This is a genomic window from Shewanella sp. 492 (assembly GCF_059338445.1).
The window spans coordinates 516,195-536,512 of record NZ_CM181702.1 but is presented as its reverse complement, the minus strand read 5'-3'; the positions used below and the strand labels follow the sequence as shown (position 1 = coordinate 536,512).

General features: G+C 47.6%; 8 protein-coding genes. 6 read left to right on the top strand and 2 right to left on the bottom strand.

Annotated features, from left to right (window positions below; translation table 11 throughout):
- Positions 1-32 precede the first annotated feature (32 nt).
- The 6 genes from AC5YBX_RS02415 to AC5YBX_RS02390 all read left to right on the top strand — a co-directional run bounded on the left by AC5YBX_RS02415 (position 33) and on the right by AC5YBX_RS02390 (position 18,852).
- Positions 33-1,406, top strand: coding sequence for a tetrathionate reductase family octaheme c-type cytochrome (locus AC5YBX_RS02415; RefSeq protein ID WP_494524785.1), 1,374 nt, complete (start codon positions 33-35; stop codon positions 1,404-1,406).
- Between the two features lie 551 nt (positions 1,407-1,957).
- The gene (locus AC5YBX_RS02410; protein ID WP_494524301.1) at positions 1,958-3,613 is read left to right on the top strand and encodes an ABC transporter transmembrane domain-containing protein; all 1,656 of its coding nucleotides are present in this window, start codon (positions 1,958-1,960) and stop codon (positions 3,611-3,613) included.
- On the top strand, positions 3,610-5,688 hold the full coding sequence (locus AC5YBX_RS02405; RefSeq protein ID WP_494520128.1) for a peptidase domain-containing ABC transporter: 2,079 nt from the start codon (positions 3,610-3,612) through the stop codon (positions 5,686-5,688). Before AC5YBX_RS02410 ends, AC5YBX_RS02405 begins: the two co-directional genes overlap by 4 nt.
- Positions 5,685-7,010: an HlyD family type I secretion periplasmic adaptor subunit gene (locus AC5YBX_RS02400; RefSeq protein WP_494520129.1), complete on the top strand. Its 1,326-nt coding sequence runs from the start codon at positions 5,685-5,687 to the stop codon at positions 7,008-7,010. The genes AC5YBX_RS02405 and AC5YBX_RS02400 overlap by 4 nt, the downstream gene beginning before the upstream one ends.
- Before the next feature lie 11 nt (positions 7,011-7,021).
- Positions 7,022-17,518: a VCBS domain-containing protein gene (locus tag AC5YBX_RS02395; protein WP_494524300.1), complete on the top strand. Its 10,497-nt coding sequence runs from the start codon at positions 7,022-7,024 to the stop codon at positions 17,516-17,518.
- 176 nt (positions 17,519-17,694) lie between these two features.
- A complete protein-coding gene (locus tag AC5YBX_RS02390) occupies positions 17,695-18,852 on the top strand; it encodes a putative sulfate/molybdate transporter (RefSeq protein ID WP_475515764.1) in 1,158 nt (385 codons plus the stop codon).
- 38 nt (positions 18,853-18,890) lie between these two features.
- Here AC5YBX_RS02390 and AC5YBX_RS02385 read toward each other — a convergent pair whose 3' ends face one another.
- Positions 18,891-19,301: a DUF1090 domain-containing protein gene (locus tag AC5YBX_RS02385; protein WP_494520131.1), complete on the bottom strand. Its 411-nt coding sequence runs from the start codon at positions 19,299-19,301 to the stop codon at positions 18,891-18,893.
- 268 nt (positions 19,302-19,569) lie between these two features.
- On the bottom strand, positions 19,570-20,310 hold the full coding sequence (gene rlmB / locus AC5YBX_RS02380; RefSeq protein WP_494520132.1) for a 23S rRNA (guanosine(2251)-2'-O)-methyltransferase RlmB: 741 nt from the start codon (positions 20,308-20,310) through the stop codon (positions 19,570-19,572).
- Positions 20,311-20,318: the final 8 nt, after the last annotated feature.

The window sequence follows — 20,318 nt, the reverse complement described above, 5'->3', positions numbered from 1 at the left end:
CTATGAAACATCCACGCTTTTTAATCTCGATAATGGCCATGGGGCTATTGGGACTGGCCAGCGCCAATGCCGCAGACAATCCCCATAAAGACGCCATTGAAGGCCCCTTTACCCAAGGGACACAAGTCACGGCACAATGTGTTAAATGTCATGAAGATCATGCTAAAGACTTTATGAAATCATCCCACTGGACGTGGGAATTGCAACAAGAACTTCCCGGACGCACAGTTAAACGTGGCAAAAAAAACGCCATCAATAACTTTTGCACCTCAATCTCTGGTAACGAACCCAGGTGTACTAGTTGCCATGCCGGTTATGGCTGGAAAGACGACAGCTTCGACTTCACCGACATGACCAAGGTCGACTGCTTGGTCTGTCACGACACCACAGGGACCTATATTAAAGATCCTGCCGGTGCGGGTGAAGCGCTAGCCAAGGTCAACCTTGAGCGCGTAGCGCAAAATGTCGGTATGCCAGTCCGCGATAACTGCGGTACTTGCCACTTCTATGGCGGCGGTGGAGATGCGGTTAAACATGGCGATCTCGACTCCTCCATGGCTTACCCAGATAAGGCAACCGATGTCCATATGGACAGCGATGGCAACGACTTCCAGTGCCAAACCTGCCATGCTACCGAGCAACATCAAATCAGCGGTAATGCCATGGGTGTATCACCAGGCGGCACGAATGACATTGGCTGTGAAAGCTGCCATGAAGCTGCGCCTCACAGCAATAACCGCCTTAACACCCATACCGCTAGTGTGGCTTGTCAGACATGCCATATCCCCTTCTTTGCGCGCAATGAGCCCACCAAGATGAGCTGGGATTGGTCTACTGCTGGTAGCGATCAAGAAGAAACCGTCGATGAATATGGCAAGCACACCTTTATGAAGAAAAAAGGCAGCTTCGTGTGGGCTAAGATGGTAGCTCCTGAATATGCTTGGTACAACGGCAAAGCCGATGCCTACATGGTCGGCGATAAAATGGATCCCACTAAGGTCACCAAACTGACTTACCCTATGGGTGATATCAAAGATAAAAACGCAAAAATTTATCCCTTCAAGGTACACAGAGGCAAACAGATCTACGATAAGAAACAAAATATCTTTGTCACGGCCAAGGTTTATGGCAAAGGCGGCTACTGGAAAAATTTCGACTGGGATAAAGCCGCCAAACTGGGTATGGAAGCTAACCAAGCATTAACCGAGCAAGGTATCACATACAGTGGCGAGCATGGCTTTGCTGAAACCGAAATGTGGTGGCGCATCAACCATATGGTATCACCATCAGCTCAAGCTCTTAAATGTAACGACTGCCACAACAAAGGCACTCGTATGGATTGGCAAGCCTTAGGTTATGACGGCGACCCGATGAAAAACAAGCAAGGAGTAAAGCACGCTAAGTAAAGTTAAAAAGCGAGTCAGTATCCCTGCAATAACTGACAATGACTCCCCCGAAAGCCGGGGAGTCATTGCTTTAACAACACGAGACACTTTTTTGATATTAGGCTAGGGCCTGTTGAGCTTTGCAGGTTAAATTTCGTTCGAGACTGAAACGTTTTAATCGAGGCGAGTGGATTGCAGCCTAGTCATCTAAGCAAAATTCACTTAACAAAGAGTAAAACGTTTTTAGCCGAACCCTTCGGGCAGCGTTTGTTGATCATTTCTACTGCGTTCTCAGCTTGTTATGTAGAATAACTACACCACAAAGCTTCTGCCTTGTATAAATACCCAACAATTGGCTACAAAAATAACCTTGAAAGATCAACAGGCCCTTGCGATTTGCAGTCAATTTATGCCTTACCGCCAGCCGCTGTCGACTTATGTTCTGAATTCCCCCATTCGTAAATAGATAACTTTGTTCAATTTACAGCCTATAGCCATAATGCTAATGTTAACAAAAAGTAAATACGAACTATTTTTCTGGGCTCCAGAAAGCGGCACAGGGTGGGTAACTCATGATTCAATCCTTTCGTCTATTGCTCAACAATAAGTCTTTTATCGAGCTTTTACTATCGTCGACAATGATCAATTTGTTATCGCTAGCACTGCCATTAACCATGTTACAAATCTACGATCGCATCTTACCCAATGAAAGCTTCGGTACCGCAAGCGTTTTAGCCATTGGCGTGAGTCTTGCCATTTTACTCGAATTACTCTTGCGCTATGCTCGTAGCTGGTTACTCGGTGCTTCTGCTGCAAACTTTGAACTAAAAACCACCACCCAAGTGGTAGAGCGCCTACTAAAAGCCGACTACCAACAGCTAGCTTCATTAGGTACAGGTAAAGTATTCCACGCTCTGAATAGTATTAGCACAATGCGCGAGATTTACTCAGGCCAAGCGGCTGTCGCATTAATGGATTTGCCATTTGTCTTTATCTTCCTTGCATTAGTCGCCTATATTGGTGGCCCATTAGTCTTTATTCCGCTAGTGATGTGGTTGCTTGTGGGGCTACGAGTGTGGCAAATCGGGAAACAGTTATCGGCGGCCACCAGTGAGCTGGCCACCAGCGACAATGAGCGTACGAGTTTACTCATGTTAGTGTTATCCGGACTGACGACCACTAAATCAATGGCGCTAGAATCGCGGATCACATATGCCTATAAAGAGATTAACCATCGACGTTTAGCACAGCAAAACCAAGTTGATTGGCTCTCTTGTAAACTCCAAGAGCTTATTCAGGGGGCAGCACAGGCAACGACTTTAGCCATAGTGTTAATTGGTTGTTTTGAAGTCCTCAATGGCGACCTCACCACAGGTGGCCTAGCTGCATGCTCCATTTTAGCTGGCAGAGCAGTTGCCCCATTAAGTGCCATAGGCAGTTTACGGGCAAAATTTATTGCCGCTCAAAATGCGATGTTGGATGTCAATGAGATCGTGGCTACCCCCCAAGAGTCCTTTAACGGCAAACAGCGCTATCAGCAAAAACTGCCCGCAGGTCCCATTAGCTTCCAGCAGGTGAGTGCCAATCAAACCAGTGCCAAATTAACTGACCTCAGCGTTGAGATCCCAAACGGTAGCATGGTCACTATCACCTCTAATCCTCTGACACATGCTAGTTTGTTGCTCAGTACTGTCGGCGCATTTCACCAAGTAACACAAGGCCAAATTACGATTGCAGGCATAGCCCAAGGTGACCATGATGCTCACGAATATCGCCAGTCCATCTGTTATGCCCCGCCTTGGGCGACACTCTTTTCAGGATCAATTTTAGATAACATGACCCTATTTAGGCATGAGCGTGACAGTCAGGCGATGGCATTGGCCGATCAGCTAGGATTAGCCGATACGATTGCCCAACTTCCAGCTGGATACCAAACCAGAGTAGCGAGTAACGATAACCACCTACTCAATCAAGGCGCTATAAAACTGATTTCTCTGGTAAGAGTATTGGCGCAATCACCTTCAATACTGTTACTCGATGAACCTATGGTGTCACTCGATGCTGACTCTCAGACACGACTGTTGTCCTTATTAAAAGAGAGTAAAGGAGAAATGACCATTCTGGTTGCGTCCCACTTTAAGGATGTCGCTCACATCAGTGATTATTGCATTAATATTGATCAAACAGGCTCAGCGTCCATGGCTCCAACAACCGAGGCTGCAGAATGAATACCGATAACAAGCAATATCAAAACCTTAAGACACCATTGGTTAACCTCCTAAGCCAATTGGGGTTAAACGGGCAATCCAGCAACGTACAACAAAGTGATTTAGCCGATGAATTGACCTATTTAGAAGCCTACATCTTACTCAAAAAACATCATGTTGGCGTCAGTGTCCAAGCCATAGATTCGGCACTTCTGAGCCACAGCATCTACCCCTTTCTCTTACTCCCCGTCGATGGCGAACCCATAGTTGCCCGCCGAAGCGAGCAACAATATCAATACTTGGACAAGCACCAACAATGGACCAAACTAAACTCACTGCCATCTCATGGTTATGTCTTTATTATCGACAGCTTGCCTTCGAGTGCTAAGAAAGCGAGTTCATTCGCCACCCACTTACGCAAACAACGTAAGTGGTACGCACCGGTATTTTGGCTCAGCCTTCTCTCAAGTTTAACGGGATTAGCTATTCCCTTATTTACCATGGTGGTTTATGACAGAGTCATTGGAGGGCAAGCACCAGAAATATTGCCCAATATCGCTTTGGGCGCGATATTGGCATTGGGCATATTTATTGGAAGTAGATTGATCCGCGCCAGAGTGGTTGCCACTAGCAGTAATCGCTTTGCTCGCGATCTGTCAGGGATCACTTTTAACCGCTTACTGAGCATGCCACTCACTGTACTCTCACGTGTTGGGCTGTCAAACCATTTAGCCAGAATACGCAATGCTGAAAAAGTACGTAGCCTTATCTCTGGCCCCAATGGTACCGGCCTGCTGGATCTCCCTTTTACCCTAGTAGCGCTGATAGCCATAACCTTACTCAGTGGCTGGCTGGTGCTGGTGCCCTTATTGATGTTACTGCTATTCTACTGGATCATGAAGGTGCTCACTCAGTTTGCTCAAGCAGCCAGCCCCACCATCAGTAACGAATATCAGGCCAGTCTCAATGAATTAGCCAAGCAACTGCTGCAGTTGAAAGCAGCTGGTGAAACCCAAGCTTGGTACCGTCAGTTTGTACGCCGCTGCCAAGAGCATTGCCGGCAACAATTTTTGTATAATAAGCGCGCCGGACTCAACAGCGCAGTTGCTCATGCGATGGGACTTTTTACCGCGCTGGCCACAGTATTTACCGGTGTATTTTTAGTGCTCAATCAAAGCATATCACCGGGTGAATTGATTGCCTGCGTCATGCTCATTTGGCGGATTACTGGGCCAGCACAATTGGCTTTTGCATCGCGACAAAAACTCACCATGATGAACGGGGCAATCAACCAATTTGATCGCTTTATGGCGGTCACCACTGAATTTAATCAACTCAGATTAGACGCACCAGACAGGCAAAAACCCCCAGCAATTTCATTTAAACACCTTACACTACGTTACAGCGCCGACAGCGAACCGGCCTTATCTGGTATCACTTTTGATATAGACGCTGGCGAGACAGTGGCCATCATTGGCCCTAACGGTTGCGGTAAAACCTCATTATTGCTCAGCACTATAGGAGTCATTGATACTCAAGCGGGCTACGTCACTATCAATGGTAAAAACCTCAAACAGTTTGACCCCGAAATTTTTCGTCAATGGGCGGCCTACAGCCCAACTCACAGCGATATTATGCCAGGCAGTCTTGCCGATAATTTACGCTTAGCCAAACCTGATGCCACCGATGATCAATTACGGCAAGCCTTAGAAGATGCTGGCGCTGGCGCATTATTGCAAGCATTAGATAACGATATTAATACCGATTTATATGCCCAAGAAAGCAGCATGCTAGCCGCCGTTGAAAGCGGTTACTTAAGCCTTGCACGCGCCCTACTCAAACGCTCTTCGCTACTTGTGATGGATGAGCCCATAGCGAACCGTAATCCTTATGCTAAAAAAGCTTTTATCAGCGCCTTAAAGCAACTTAAAGGACATACCACTATCTTGTTTACCAGCCACGACCAGGAGTTAATCCAACAGGCTGATAAAGTCGTTATTTTAGATAAGGGCACGGTGATCTATGCCGGTCCACTTCCAGAACAAGCTCCCCCCCCAGCAAACAAATTAACGCCCACATTGGAGGCTTCAATATGAATGATCACCAGCTTAGCCAAAGCTCTTGGCCAGAACATGAATTTACTGAAGCCATTGAGTCACCAGCGGAAAAGCGCGTCATCAAGCGCATCACCATATTCATTACAGCTGTAGTCGTGATCATGGTGATTTGGTCAATATTGACCAATATAGAAGAGATAGCGAAAGCCAAGGGGCAAGTGGTGCCATTAGGGCATAGGCAAGTAATTCAAAGCCAACTCGGCGGCACCCTTGCTTCTATCGAAGTTGCCGAAGGCGATATGGTCAAAAAAGGGGATATCATTGGCCACTTTGTCGCAATCGACAGTCAAGCCGTGGTCGAAGAACTTCTCAGTAAACAAGCCAATTTAGAGCTTAAAATAGAACGTTACAACGCTTTTATTGAAGGCAGAGAAGCCGATTTTGACACCTACACCATCAGCCACCCTTCTCTAGTACAAGAACATCTGAAAAGCTTGGCTCGCATGAATCAAGAGAAGCAAGCTTTAGTGCAACTATCACAGTCAGATATCGCCAAATCAGAGGCAGAACTTGCAAGTATCGAGCAGGAGATCCCTCCGCTTAAGAATCAAATTAACTCGGCGCAGCAGACGCTTAAAATGATGAATGCGGTCAAAGAAGCGCAAGCAGTATCAAAACTGAGCATGCTAGAGTCGCAACAAAAACTCGACGCCTATATTCGTGAATTAAAAGGCCTTCAAGGCAAAGAAGTCGTGCTAGCGCGTAATATCGAAAACTTACAAAAACAACTCGAACAAAAACAAGCTAGCCTATTCAACGAGGTAGGAGAAAAGCGTGCCGATACACAAGCAGAACTACTTGGAGTACTGGCACGCTTAAAGTCATCAAACTCTCAAGTGCTGCAAAATACATTACATTCACCAGTCGATGGCATCATTCAATCGCTACCCAACACCTCCTCGGGTAGTGTTATTCAACCGGGTGGTACTGTTGCCGTTATTGTGCCCACCACCCCAACAGCCCTATTAGAAGCTAAACTGTCTCCAAGAGATATCGGTTTCGTCACCGTAGGTCAGCACGCTCGAATTAAAATTGATGCCTTTGATTATAGCCGTTATGGTGCCATCGATGGTGTGGTTAAACGCATCTCACCTAGCACGGATGCCGACGAAAAGGGCGGCGTATTTTATAAAGTACAAATTGCGATCGAAAAACCCTATTTTGGCGATCAACCCGGTAAGTTAGATCTAATTCCCGGTATGACAGGCGAAGCCAATATCGTCACAGGTGATAAAACCGTATTTCAATATTTATGGAAACCTGTATTTACCAATATCACCCAAGCTTTTGGTGAACGATAGGAAGCTACGCTATGAGTCAAGATAAACACTCGCCAACAAAACAAATGGGGCATGACACCGAAGCGAAAAAACGAGACGACAAGTCAAAGCGTAAAGCCAGAGCTATCGATAAAGATGTTGAACGACTCAAGGCAAAAGAGTACCGAGATGCCCAGCTTAATACGCGTTTTAACCAAGATATGGTGGCAGCCAAACCATGGAGCCACCCACTTGCTGAGCAAGAAGATGATGATGCACAAGGTGGTCAACTCACGGCAACGAACACCGTTGCCGACGCCGACGCCAAACCAGCAACCAGCAGCGAGGTCATCACCCAGCTTAGAGATATCGACCCGATTAAGGCAACACCGAACGACGAGATAGCACTATCCCCTAGCCCAGCATCAACGCTACCGCCACCAGAACTAAGTTCACCACCTCGCTCAGCAGAAACTACTGGGATAACGCCATTTTCAGGGTTTGAGCCACCAAGTAACCAATTGAGCTCATTATCGCCTATTCCCCAAATACTTAAGACCACTGGAGCGACGCCGGCATTTTCGATCACTATGTCACCAAGCCCCAAAGCGCCCTCTAAAACGGCTCAACCAATGTTGCTAACCCCCTCTGTGCAGCCACAAGTATCCACTGGCACTGGCACTGGCACTGGCACTGGCACTGGCACTGGCACTGGCACTGGCACTGGCACTGGCACTGGCACTGGCACTGGCACTGGCACTGGCACTGGCACTGGCACTGGCACTGGCACTGGCACTGGCACTGGCACTGGCACTGGCACTGGCACTGGCACTGGCACTGGCACTGGCACTGGCACTGGCACTGGCACTGGCACTGGCACTGGCACTGGCACTGGCACTGGCACTGGCACTGGCACTGGCACTGGCACTGGCACTGGCACTGGCACTGGCACTGGCACTGGCACTGGCACGAATGAAAAGCCATTAGAGATACAGAGTCAAGAACAAAATCAACATGTTAAAGAAAATAGCCCTGTTGATACAGTTAATGGTCAACTTACCGCCCATGGTAATGGCAGTGATGCAGTTACTTGGTCAACTTCTAACTTACAGGGACAGTTTGGTAGCCTCATTTTAGATTCGCAAACAGGTCAGTGGCATTACGTTTTAGATAACAATTCACCTCAAACAGATGCCCTATCTTCTGGCGAGCATCAAACCGAACAGTTTGTTATTAAAGCCACTGATAGCCAAGGGCATTCAGTCAACACACTTATCAGTATTGAAGTGGAAGGTACCAATGATCTCCCCACTATTTCAGGGCTGCACCATGCAAGTCTTAACGAAATGGGAACTGTTGATACTGTTAGCGGTCAATTAATTGCCACAGATCCAGACCATGCAGACACCTTAACTTGGGCGGTAACAAAGGCTTTAGGCCAATATGGTCACCTCATTATTGATCCCACTACTGGTGCCTGGCAGTATCAGTTAGACAACAGTTCAGCAAGTACCCTTGGGCTACATAATGGTCAAGTAGTTACTGAAACATTTAGTGTTACCGCCACAGACAGTAGTGGATTACCTGTAAATCAAATCGTCACAATTGAAATTCATGGGACAGATGAGATCGCTCTAATTAATGGCGTATCCAGTGCTTCTTTGAACGAAGATAGAGATGTTAATTTGGGGCAACTGCATACGAGCGGGCAGCTTACTCTCATTGATCCTGATGCTGATCAAAGCCTGTTTACTGCAGCCTCATTGCAAGGCCAATATGGCAGACTGTCGATAGATGAACACGGCCACTGGACTTACACCGCTGATAACTCACAAGCCGTGATTCAAGGGCTGAAATCGGGTGAGTCACTCACGGATACCGTGCTGGTTCACTCGGTTGATGGCACTTCACAGCAAGTCACTGTCACCATTAACGGCACTGACGATAACGCGCTGATTGCAGGCTCTTCAACGGCCAGCTTAACTGAAGATAAAGACCTCTACCAAGGCCAACTGCGTGTCGATGGCGCACTCACCGTAACTGATGCAGATAATGGTCAAGCCCAGTTCAATGCTGAAAGTCTGCAAGGCCAGTTTGGTACCTTGTCGATTGACTCAAACGGCCACTGGACTTACACCGCCGACAATGCCCAAGCGGCTATTCAAGGGCTGAAATCGGGTGAGTCACTCACCGATACTTTATTGGTCCACAGCATCGATGGCACCGAGCAAAAAGTCACTGTCACCATTAACGGCACTGACGATAACGCGGTAATTACAGGCTCTTCAACGGCCAGCTTAACTGAAGATAAAGACCTCTACCAAGGCCAACTGCGTGTTGATGGCGCACTCACCGTCACTGATGCTGACAACGGTCAAGCCCAGTTCAATGCTGAAAGTCTGCAAGGCCAGTTTGGTACCTTGTCGATTGACTCAAACGGCCACTGGACTTATACCGCCGACAATGCCCAAGCGGCTATTCAAGGGCTGAAATCGGGTGAGTCACTCACCGATACTTTATTGGTCCACAGCATCGATGGCACCGAGCAAAAAGTCACTGTCACCATTAACGGCACTGACGATAACGCGGTAATTGCAGGCTCTTCAACGGCCAGCTTAACTGAAGATAAAGACCTCTACCAAGGCCAACTGCGTGTTGATGGCGCACTCACCGTCACTGATGCTGACAACGGTCAAGCCCAGTTCAATGCTGAAAGTCTGCAAGGCCAGTTTGGTACCTTGTCGATTGACTCAAACGGCCACTGGACTTATACCGCCGACAATGCCCAAGCGGCTATTCAAGGGCTGAAATCGGGTGAGTCACTCACCGATACTTTATTGGTCCACAGCATCGATGGCACCGAGCAAAAAGTCACTGTCACCATTAACGGCACTGACGATAACGCGGTAATTGCAGGCTCTTCAACGGCCAGCTTAACTGAAGATAAAGACCTCTACCAAGGCCAACTGCGTGTCGATGGCGCACTCACCGTGACTGATGCTGACAACGGTCAAGCCCAGTTCAATGCTGAGAGTTTACAAGGCCAATTTGGTACGCTGTCGATCAACGAGCAGGGCCATTGGACCTATATTGCGGATAACAGCTCTGCACAAATCCAAGCCTTAAGTAATCAACACAGCCTAACAGAAACTCTCTCAGTCAAATCTCTTGATGGCAAAGAGCAAGAAATCATAGTAACAATTCATGGCGCCAATGATGGTGCCATTATAACAGGTGTAGACCGAGGAACTGTTCAAGAAGGAATTGATGGTAACCCTAAACAACTGACAGCCTATGGTGAGTTGAGCGTAGCCGATATTGATACGGGAGAAGAGCATTTCAAACTTCAGCTTGGGGTATTTGGTAGTGAACATTTAGGGCAATTTGCAGTTTTACCTAATGGTCATTGGTCCTATGTTGTTCATAATGAGGATCCAAGGGTTCAAGCCTTAGGGGCAGGTATTGTTATCACTGATTCTCTGCAAATAACTAGTGCAGACGGAACCCAACATACAATTTCAGTTGATATAACAGGGACCAATGATGCACCTACTGTGCAGGGTGGTGTCACTTTAGCAACGGGCACTGAAGATACCTCGGTGATAATTACACAAGCAAGCCTGTTAGCAAATGCAAGCGATGTTGATCAAAATGATGTTGGCATGCTGAGTGTCCATAACTTAACAGCGGATCATGGAAGCATCGCCTCAAACCCTGACGGCAGCTTTACCTTTACCCCAGAAAAAGACTACAACGGTGATGTGCACTTTAGTTATGACGTGAAAGATGCCCATGGTGGGGTCACGCATACAGGGGCTAGCACCACCTTAGCGGCTGTCAACGACAATCCAGATGTGGCGCCAATTTCTGAACATATTAATGAAGATGATCTGCACACCCACGCCTTAAATCTACTGCAAGGCGCTACCGACAAAGAAGGTGATGCACTAAATATTAGCCATTTAACCTTCGCCATTGATGGGCATTCTCCATCCGCACAATTGCCAAGCGGCCTGTCACTCGCACCGGATGGACACACTTTATTAGTCGATGCCACCAGCCCTGCTTTTCAACACTTAGCCAGCGGACAAACTGCACAAATTACAGTCTCCTACTTTGTTGAAGATGGTCATGGGGGAAGCAGTCCACAAACGGCAAATTTAACCATTGAAGGGACGGATGACAAAGCCACACTAATCTCCAATGTCATTCAACTGACTGAGACTCAAGCCTTAGATAGTCAACACACTATTTATCATGGTCAACTTCAACTCGTCGACCCTGACAGTGGCGACCAAACCGACTTTGTTTTCAGTGGCCAATATTTAGGCCAAGGCTACGCACCAGGCACTTTGACAGTTTGGCCTGGTGGCAAGTATCAATTCTATTTAGATAGCGCGACCAATCGCGACGCCGATAAGCTAATTGCCAGTTTGCATAGCGGTGAGTCGATGGAAATCCCCTATCAAGTAGAAACCAGCGACGGTCAAAAACTGACTATTATGGTTAAGGTCATTGGCGAAGACAATCAAGCCCGTATTGAGGTGGGTAAGTATTCTAGCCTAACAAATGATGTGTATGAAGATCGGCTCAGTCCAGCCAATACACCAAACCAAATCTATAGCGGGGGGAACCTCAAAGTAATCGATCCCGATCACCACCAAGCGGGCTTTGTTGCTCAAAGCCTCAATACCCCAGAGGGTCACTTCTGTATTAACGAACGAGGTAATTGGTCGTATCTAATTGACAATACAAAAGTTCAACACCTAGGTGCGAATGAAACCATACAAAAAATATTTACGGTTTCATCTATTGATGGCTCAGCAACGCAAAGCATTACGGTCACGCTGCATGGTACCAATGATGCACCTGTGGTAAGTAGCGCAATTAGGCTTAATACGGGCATAGAAGATACCCAGATAGTACTCACCCCAGCACAATTACTCGCTAATGCCACTGATATAGACGATAACGATGCAGGTAAATTAACCATTGATAACCTGCATGCCGATCATGGAAGTATCGCCTCAAACCCTGACGGCAGCTTTACCTTTACCCCAGAAAAAGACTACAACGGTGATGTGCACTTTAGTTATGACGTCAAAGATGCTCATGGTGGTGTGACCTACACTGGGGCATCAACTACACTCTCGGTGAGAGCTGATGCGGCAGTTATCACTGGGACGGGGGGGCGGCTGCTTGAGGAAGATAATCTATATTACGGCTACACGATTAAAACAAACGGCCAGTTTCATGTCGCTGATCCCGATGGGCCAAGCCAGTCTAAGTTTCCGGACGGTTTGCACCACCACACCGGAAGTCTTGGTGGAACGTTGCAACTCTATAGCAATGGAAACTATTTTTACCATATTGAGAATCGTGCGGTTAATCATCTTGCGAAGGGACAGGAGGCTAGGGAAACCTTTACTATTCACAGTGTCGATGGAACGCCACATCAGGTTGAATTCGTCATCGAAGGTACCAATGATGCGCCTTTTGTGCACGGAGACGTTACTCTCTCGCCAGGTACTGAAGATACTGCTGTCACACTGCATGCCTCCGACTTGCTCGCACAAGTCGGTGACTATGATGATGGTGAAACAGCGCAACTCAGTGTGCATAACCTAAGTGCAGATCACGGCACGGTCACAGACAACAAAGACGGCACCTACACCTTCACGCCGGATGCTGATTATAACGGGGCGGTCCACTTTACTTACGATGTACAAGATCCTCAAGGTGCGACGGTTGCTACCTCGGCATCAATGGCCTTAGCAGCCGTGGCGGATGCCACTGTCATCGGTGGTGCCGACAGCGGTAATGTAAAAGAAGATGTTCATGTTGATAACAAATTTGACATCTCTCTTAGTGGCCACTTGACGATTCAAGATCCCGACAGTCCTGCAGAAGAGCTCTTTCAGACCATTTCTCTAGCCACAACCCCACAGGGTGGAACGCTGCAACTTTATAGTAATGGCAACTGGTTCTATGACATCAATAATCACACCATAGATCATCTTGATGAGGGACAAATCGTTCAAGATACCGTGACTGTTTACAGCAAAGATGGTACTGCTCATGTGTTACATTTTACGATTGAAGGGACCAACGATATTCCAGATATCAGTGCTCAGAGTCGCTATCTTACTGAGGATGGTAAAGTCCTCAATGGAAAAATGCACGCTTATGAACCCGATGATCATGCACAACTAGAGTTCACTCTTGGCCACCCAGTTGATGGCCTTACTATGCATAAAGATGGGAGCTATTCTTTTGACCCCTCAAATTCAGCCTATCAGCACATTAGCCAAAACGTACAACGGACTATTCAAGTTCCTGTAACGGTTACTGATGAACATGGTGCTCATACCACCCAAAACCTCTCCTTTGTGATAACGGGGAGCAACGATGGCGCTGTTATTGCGGGTAATAACCGTGGAGACGTGAGCGAAGATCTCAATGTGCAACATCACGAGTTACAAACACAGGGAACACTTACCAGTCACGATATAGACAATGTAGATAATGCTTTCAAAGATGAGTCATTGAGCACGCTTAAAGATGGTTCTCAAGCGTTGGGAACACTTCACATGGATTCGTCTGGTACGTGGATTTATAACGTTGATAACCGTGCTATACAATCAATGAATAGCAACGATACGAAGCTCGAAACCTTTGTGGTGCATAGTGTTGATGGAACGAGTCATGAGGTTGCAGTAACAATCCATGGCACCAATGATACACCGATAATGTCTTCAACCACCACTCTCGCCTCAGGAACAGAAGATACCAATGTGATCATCCAAGCATCTGACTTGTTGGCCAATGCTTCTGATATCGACCAAAATGATGCGGGACAGCTCACTGTGGCCAATCTAACCGCCGACCATGGTCAGTTTACTGATAATCACGATGGTACTTTCACCTTTCACCCCGATCAGGATTATAACGGTAAAGTTTCTTTCAACTATGATGTTCAGGATGCTCATGGTGGCACTGCGGCAACTTCGGCTTCATTGACCTTAAGCGCCATTGGAGATGCCGCGGTAATTGCAGGTCAAGATACAGCCAGCGTTGATGAGTTCGGAAGTCACGGCTCTGCATATTCAGACATGACCGATAAGTCGCCAGATTATCATCATTCAGGCTCTAGTAATTTATTCAATCAAATTTTGTCTATCACTGGTGACCTAACTATCACCGACCCTGATAAAAATGAAACGGAATTCCTGAGTCCAGCGCATCAAATCAGGGGGCAATTCGGATTGTTATCAATTAATGAGCAAGGTCATTGGGTATATCAAGTGTCCGCAGGAGCATCTTCTGCAGGTCGCGCTATTGATAAGCTTGGTGCAGGTGAAAAACTGACTGACACCATTACTATTCACTCAAAAGATGGCACCCCACATGATATTGTCATTACTATTCACGGCGATAATGATCGCCCCTATTGCAGCTCAGAAGTCATACTTAACGCTGGCACTGAAGATACCCGTCAAACCATCACCGTGGCTGAATTGTTGCAAAATACCGTTGATGTAGACGCAAACGATGCTGGATTACTGACTATTGAAAACCTGCACGCCGACCACGGCTCAATCGCAATTAATCCTGATGGCAGCTTTACCTTTACCCCAGATAAAGACTATAACGGTGCTGTACATTTTAGCTATGACGTTAAGGATGCCCACGCCGGTGTGACACACACAGGGGCTAGCACCACCCTCGCAGCAGTGAACGATGCAGCCCTGATCAATGGCCAGTCACAAGCATCATCGAACGTCGATATCTTCGAAGATGGTGCAACGAGTCGTCTGACGGGGCAGTTAACACTGACAGATGTCGATAGCGACGAAGTCAATTTTGTGCAACAAACGCACTTAGCGGGTCAATATGGCGAGCTCAGCCTTGATGCTGATGGCCACTGGACATACAACCTAAACAACAACTTAGCACCAACCAATGGCTTGGTTCATGGCCAAGTGGTGACTGACACCTTTACGGTTACCTCACCTGACGGCACTGCCAGCCATACCATTAATGTACAAATTCATGGCCATGATGACACACCGAGCTTGAGCGTTAATGAAGGTGGAGCAGGTAAATCTCTCGATTTACTCGGTGGACTGAGCAGTGGCACAGTAAGCCACATGCAATTTTCAACCGACGGCGTTCATTACACTAGTCAGGTACCCGATGGCTTTATGCTAGCGAGCGATGGCCATACATTACAGGTCGATCCGACGCACAATAGCTACAACCATTTGGCCAACGGCATCGCCTCAAACGTTGATATTAAGTATGAGCTACAACAAGGAGCAGGTAGCAATGTGCAGACATCGCAGCAGCAAGCTCAAGTCGTCGTCACAGGCACCAGTGATCGTCCAATCATCCACAGTTTTAATCCACATTCTCAGCAGAATAACGGGCCCGTTACTGGCAACTTACTGCGGGGGGCTACAGATGTTGATGATGGCGCGCAGTTAATCCTTCATGATGTGCAATTTCAAGACCCAACCACACATCAATACGTGACGGTTCAAGCTGGGCAAACTCATAACATTACTGGTGTTGGGGTTATCGCAATTTCAGCCAACGGCGACTACACCTTTACCCCTAACAGTCAATTTAGCGGGCAAGTGCCTAATCTTATCTACCGCGTCACAGACACGAATGGTGATTATGCAGACAGTAGTCAGAACAACTTAACTATTCATATAGACCCTTATCAAGCCCCGATCATTATTGCGCCATTAGCAGTCTCGCTGGCCCATGATACCGGCAGCTCGGCAACAGACTTGATCACTCAAGATGGGGCACTAAGCATCTCAGGTCAAACCGCTGGAATGCAGGTGGAGTATTCCACAGATGGTGGTGCCCATTGGAGCAGCCAATTTACTCCTGTCGAGGGACTTAATCAGCTACAGGTAAGGCAAACTGACAACGCTGGGCACACATCAAAAGCCACCAGTATTGATTTTACGCTAGACACTAATGTAGCAGCGCCACACATTAGCCTTGACCCTATCACTGCTGATGACGTGCTCAATCAGGCCGAGCTCAGTGGCAGCGTGCCAGTCACTGGTACTGTGGGGAGTGAAGTCAGCGTTGGCGACAATATCACCCTTACACTAGGCACACACACTTACACTGGCGCCGTGGATGCACAACATAGATTCTCAATCGACATCCCAGCCAATCAACTGAGCAGCCACACCAACATTAGCGCATCAGTCACCATAACGGATACAGCAGGAAACAACGCTACTGCGACGGATAATCATCACTACAGCACCGATACTAACGCGGCCATTAGGGTTAACCCAATCACCAGCGACAACATCATTGAAGCCAGCGAACACCAGCAAGCGATTGATATAACCGGTACAGTATCTGGCGTTGAAGATGGGCAAACGGTTACAGTAACGATTGCGGGTCAGCAGTATCAAGCCGTGGTAACTCAAGGCGCTTGGCACACTTCATTAACCGCAGCGGAGGTTCAGGCGCTGCCAGGGGGAACGGTTGATGTCACCGCATCGGTTCAAGATTTAGCGGGTAATTTAGCATCAATACACAGCCCTCTGTTTATTAGCGATAGCGCTAACCCTGTACCCACTTTAAGCTTTAAGACCCCACCTACACCAACAGGTAGTGGTAGCATCGGCTCACATATCTCAGGCGATCTGGTTGCACCTCCAATAATACAACAGCTCACCCCTAGTTTATCTGGCGCTGGGTGGGCAATCACTGATGGCCACGGTCATACTTCAAACAGTTTGCAAGGCCAATACGGTACCTTAACCATAGATCCCGTAACTGGCCACGTGGACTATGTTTATAGGCAAGCTCCGACTGCCGGCAATAAGGCGACAGGCGGCACCCATTGGGCTGGGCAAACAACCTCAGAAGAACATCATGACGTATTTCAAGTTGTGTATCATGATGCACATGCGTCCAATGTTGATGTCAAAGTGAATGTAGATGTGACTTATGTTCATGGCCACAGTGGTCATAACCAAACCTCTACTCACCTTGTTGGCATGACAATCACACCCGATACATCTGCCGCTCCGCCACCCGCCCCTGTGATGCATGATGCACCACAGGATGATGAATTCAGCGCAGTGATAGTCGATGAAGTCGACCTGTCTAGCGATGTCATCGCTCATCAAGGAGACCAAGATACTGCGCCAAGTGGCGATACTGACACAGGCGTTGACCTAAGCCATGCACCAGGCCCGATACCTGCAGCCCCTATCGATCACTATCTGCAAATGGTAGGGTTAGCCCATGAAGAGATTACTTCACCCTCGGACAGTCCAGTGGCGTCAGAACTACCCACTGTCACCACATTAGCCAGTAGCAATGCGGATGCCGATATGCTTGACACCTTGGCCCACGACCACTTTGACAACCCTCTGTCGGACGAGGAGCCACACCGAGACGAACCAAGGCATATACTTGATGACTCCATTGATGATATAGAGCATCAATCCAATGATGATGACTTATTGCACAATGCGCTTAACGATATGCATAATCACACCTAAGCCACATTAGTTGTCACTAAAATGGCCAATTCGATACAGCTTTTTTATCGAGTTGGCCATTTTGTCTCACACCCTCGTCAACCATGGCTATATAAGCTGCTTAATCCTATGAATAACCACAAAAAATGTGGCATTAAAATTGCGTTAGTAAGAGACCATTTTCTGCGGCAAGCTATATGAGTTGTAATAGCAACAGACTGAAACATATTAATCAATTTACAGGTGAATTCGGCGGAGCTTTTGCCGATTTAGGCACTTTTTTACCTTTAGTGCTTGGCCTTATCGCCCTGAATCACTTCTCGGCTCAAGGGATCTTTATCGGCTTTGGCCTGTTCGCCCTATTTAGCGCCTTCTACTACCGCAGGCCGATACCTGTACAACCGATGAAAGTGATTGCCGCGCTCGTGATAGCCCAAGGGTTAACCCCCGGCATGTTGCAAGCCAGCGGTATAATGATGGGGGTAATTCTTTTAATCTTGGCTTATAGTGGCGCCATTACTTGGATGGCTAAACAGCTGTCGCCTGCCATCAGCATTGGAATACAATTGGCCATAGGGTTACAACTGATTTGGATGGGGGCCCAGATGATGAGCGACACTTGGCTCATCGGTATCTTGACCTTTAGTACCCTGTTTGCCAGCCGTTTCTTACCCCTGCCCTACCTTGTGATGCCTTTAGTGCTAGTGGTCGGGATTGTATGGCAATATAACAGCGGCTTCGCCCCTAGCTTTACACTGGCAGCCAGCAACGATTGGCAACTGGGCTGGCCCAGCATGCAAGAGTGGGCCTCTGCCGCCGGATTATTAGTCCTGCCGCAGCTAGCACTAACGCTCACCAATGCGGTGATCGCTACCTCAGCTATGGCGAAAGAAAAGTTTCCCCACGATGCCAATCATCACCCAGACAGATTTTCACCTCAACGCCTCGCTACCAGCTCTGGTTGGGCCAACCTGTTATTAGCCCCTTTTGGCGCAGCCGCCATGTGCCATGGCGCTGGAGGGCTAGCGGTGCAATATCATTTTGGTGCCAGAACCTGGATTGCACCAGCCCTGTTTGGCACCAGTTGCTTACTCATCGCCCTATGTTGGGGTGAGAACATCGCGAGTCTACTCTCGCTTATCCCCTTAGCGGTGCTCGGCAGCCTGCTTGCCATTGCTGGAGTGCAGTTGGCATGGTCAAAACGCTTTATCGACGGTAAACCCTTTTGTATTTTTGTCATTCTCTCGACCGCGACGATCTGTTTATTTGTCAATACCGCAGCGGGCTTAGCGACAGGGATGATATTGGAGATGGGGCGCCGTCACTGGCACACCATCTCAGATTTACGCTCATGACCATTTGCTGATAACCCCGTCGGTCAGTGAGCACCGCATTACTTAAGATAGGATAACTCAGTTTGCAACTGCAATAACTGCTGCCGCTCATCCTGCAGTTTATGTTGGTACTTCATCACCTTGTCTTGCTTGCCTTCCGCCTTAGCTTCCTTTAATGCTTGGGTATACTCGGCAATATCTTGGTTAACATCGTCAATATCCTCAATCAACTCCTGGCGTAACGCTGCATTGCTGCAGTTAGCTTTAGCCGCTTCAAGTGCCTTAGTTAACCCATTAACTTTATGTGAGTTATGCTGTTTTTTAGCCTGTGCTAGCTGAGTTTCAATTTCACAAAATTTTCTTTCACAGCCCATTAAATGTGTGCAATCGCTCGATGCCATGACCATAGGCGATGGCAACAGCATTAAGGCCGAAACCGCTAACATCTTTTTAATACGTAATTTTTTCATCGATATAACCTCTTTATGGTGGCACTAGCTAATAATAAATAGGGATGCTGACGTTTATTTCAAGGTCAACAATAGCAGGCTGTTTGGCTGAGTTGCCGAGCTCACCTGTAGGCAGGAACCGTGTGCAAGTATCACTGAGAGCTACTTGACCTAATGCCAGAAACAAAAATGCCGATGAGGGTAACCCTCATCGGCATCTATCAACACTGCAGGCTAAAAGCTATTGCTAACTAATGGGCAAATCAACAATTGACCATCGAATTGGCGATTAGCTAATTCTTTGGCGAACCGCCTCAAATAAACAAATACCCGTCGCGACCGATACATTTAAACTCGAAACGCTGCCCGACATTGGGATGGAGGCAAGTGAATCACAGCTCTCACGAGTCAAACGACGCAGGCCCTTATCTTCGGCGCCCATGGCGATGGCTAGCGGTCCTTTAAGGTCGGCTTGATACAGATTATGCTCAGCTTCACCTGCTGCACCGATGATCCAAATCCCCTTGTCTTGCAGGCTCTTCATGGTACGTGCGAGGTTAGTCACCTGAAACAGTGGCACCACTTCAGCCGCGCCACATGCTACCTTGCTAACCGTTGGGGTTAGGCCAACCGAGTTATCACGTGGCACGATGACGCCGTGAACACCTGCGGCATCAGCGTTACGTAAACAAGCCCCCAGATTATGTGGGTCGGTAACGCCATCCAGGATAAGCAAAAATGGGGTGTCGGTCTTTTCCACTAAGGCTAACAGATCGTTGTCGTTAAGCTGTTTAACTGCTTTAACGCGAGCCAAAACCCCCTGATGTTGGGTGCTACCCGCTTTCTCATCAAGCGCCTTACGCGATGTTTTTTGAATTGACACGCCATACTGGGCGGCGATTTCAAGTAGTGGGATTAAGCGTTGATCGTCACGACCTTGCAATACCCACATCTCAATCACACGTTCGGGACTATGGTTAAGCACTGCTTCAAGTGCATGAATGCCGAAGGTGATATCTTGTTTTTTCATTAATATAT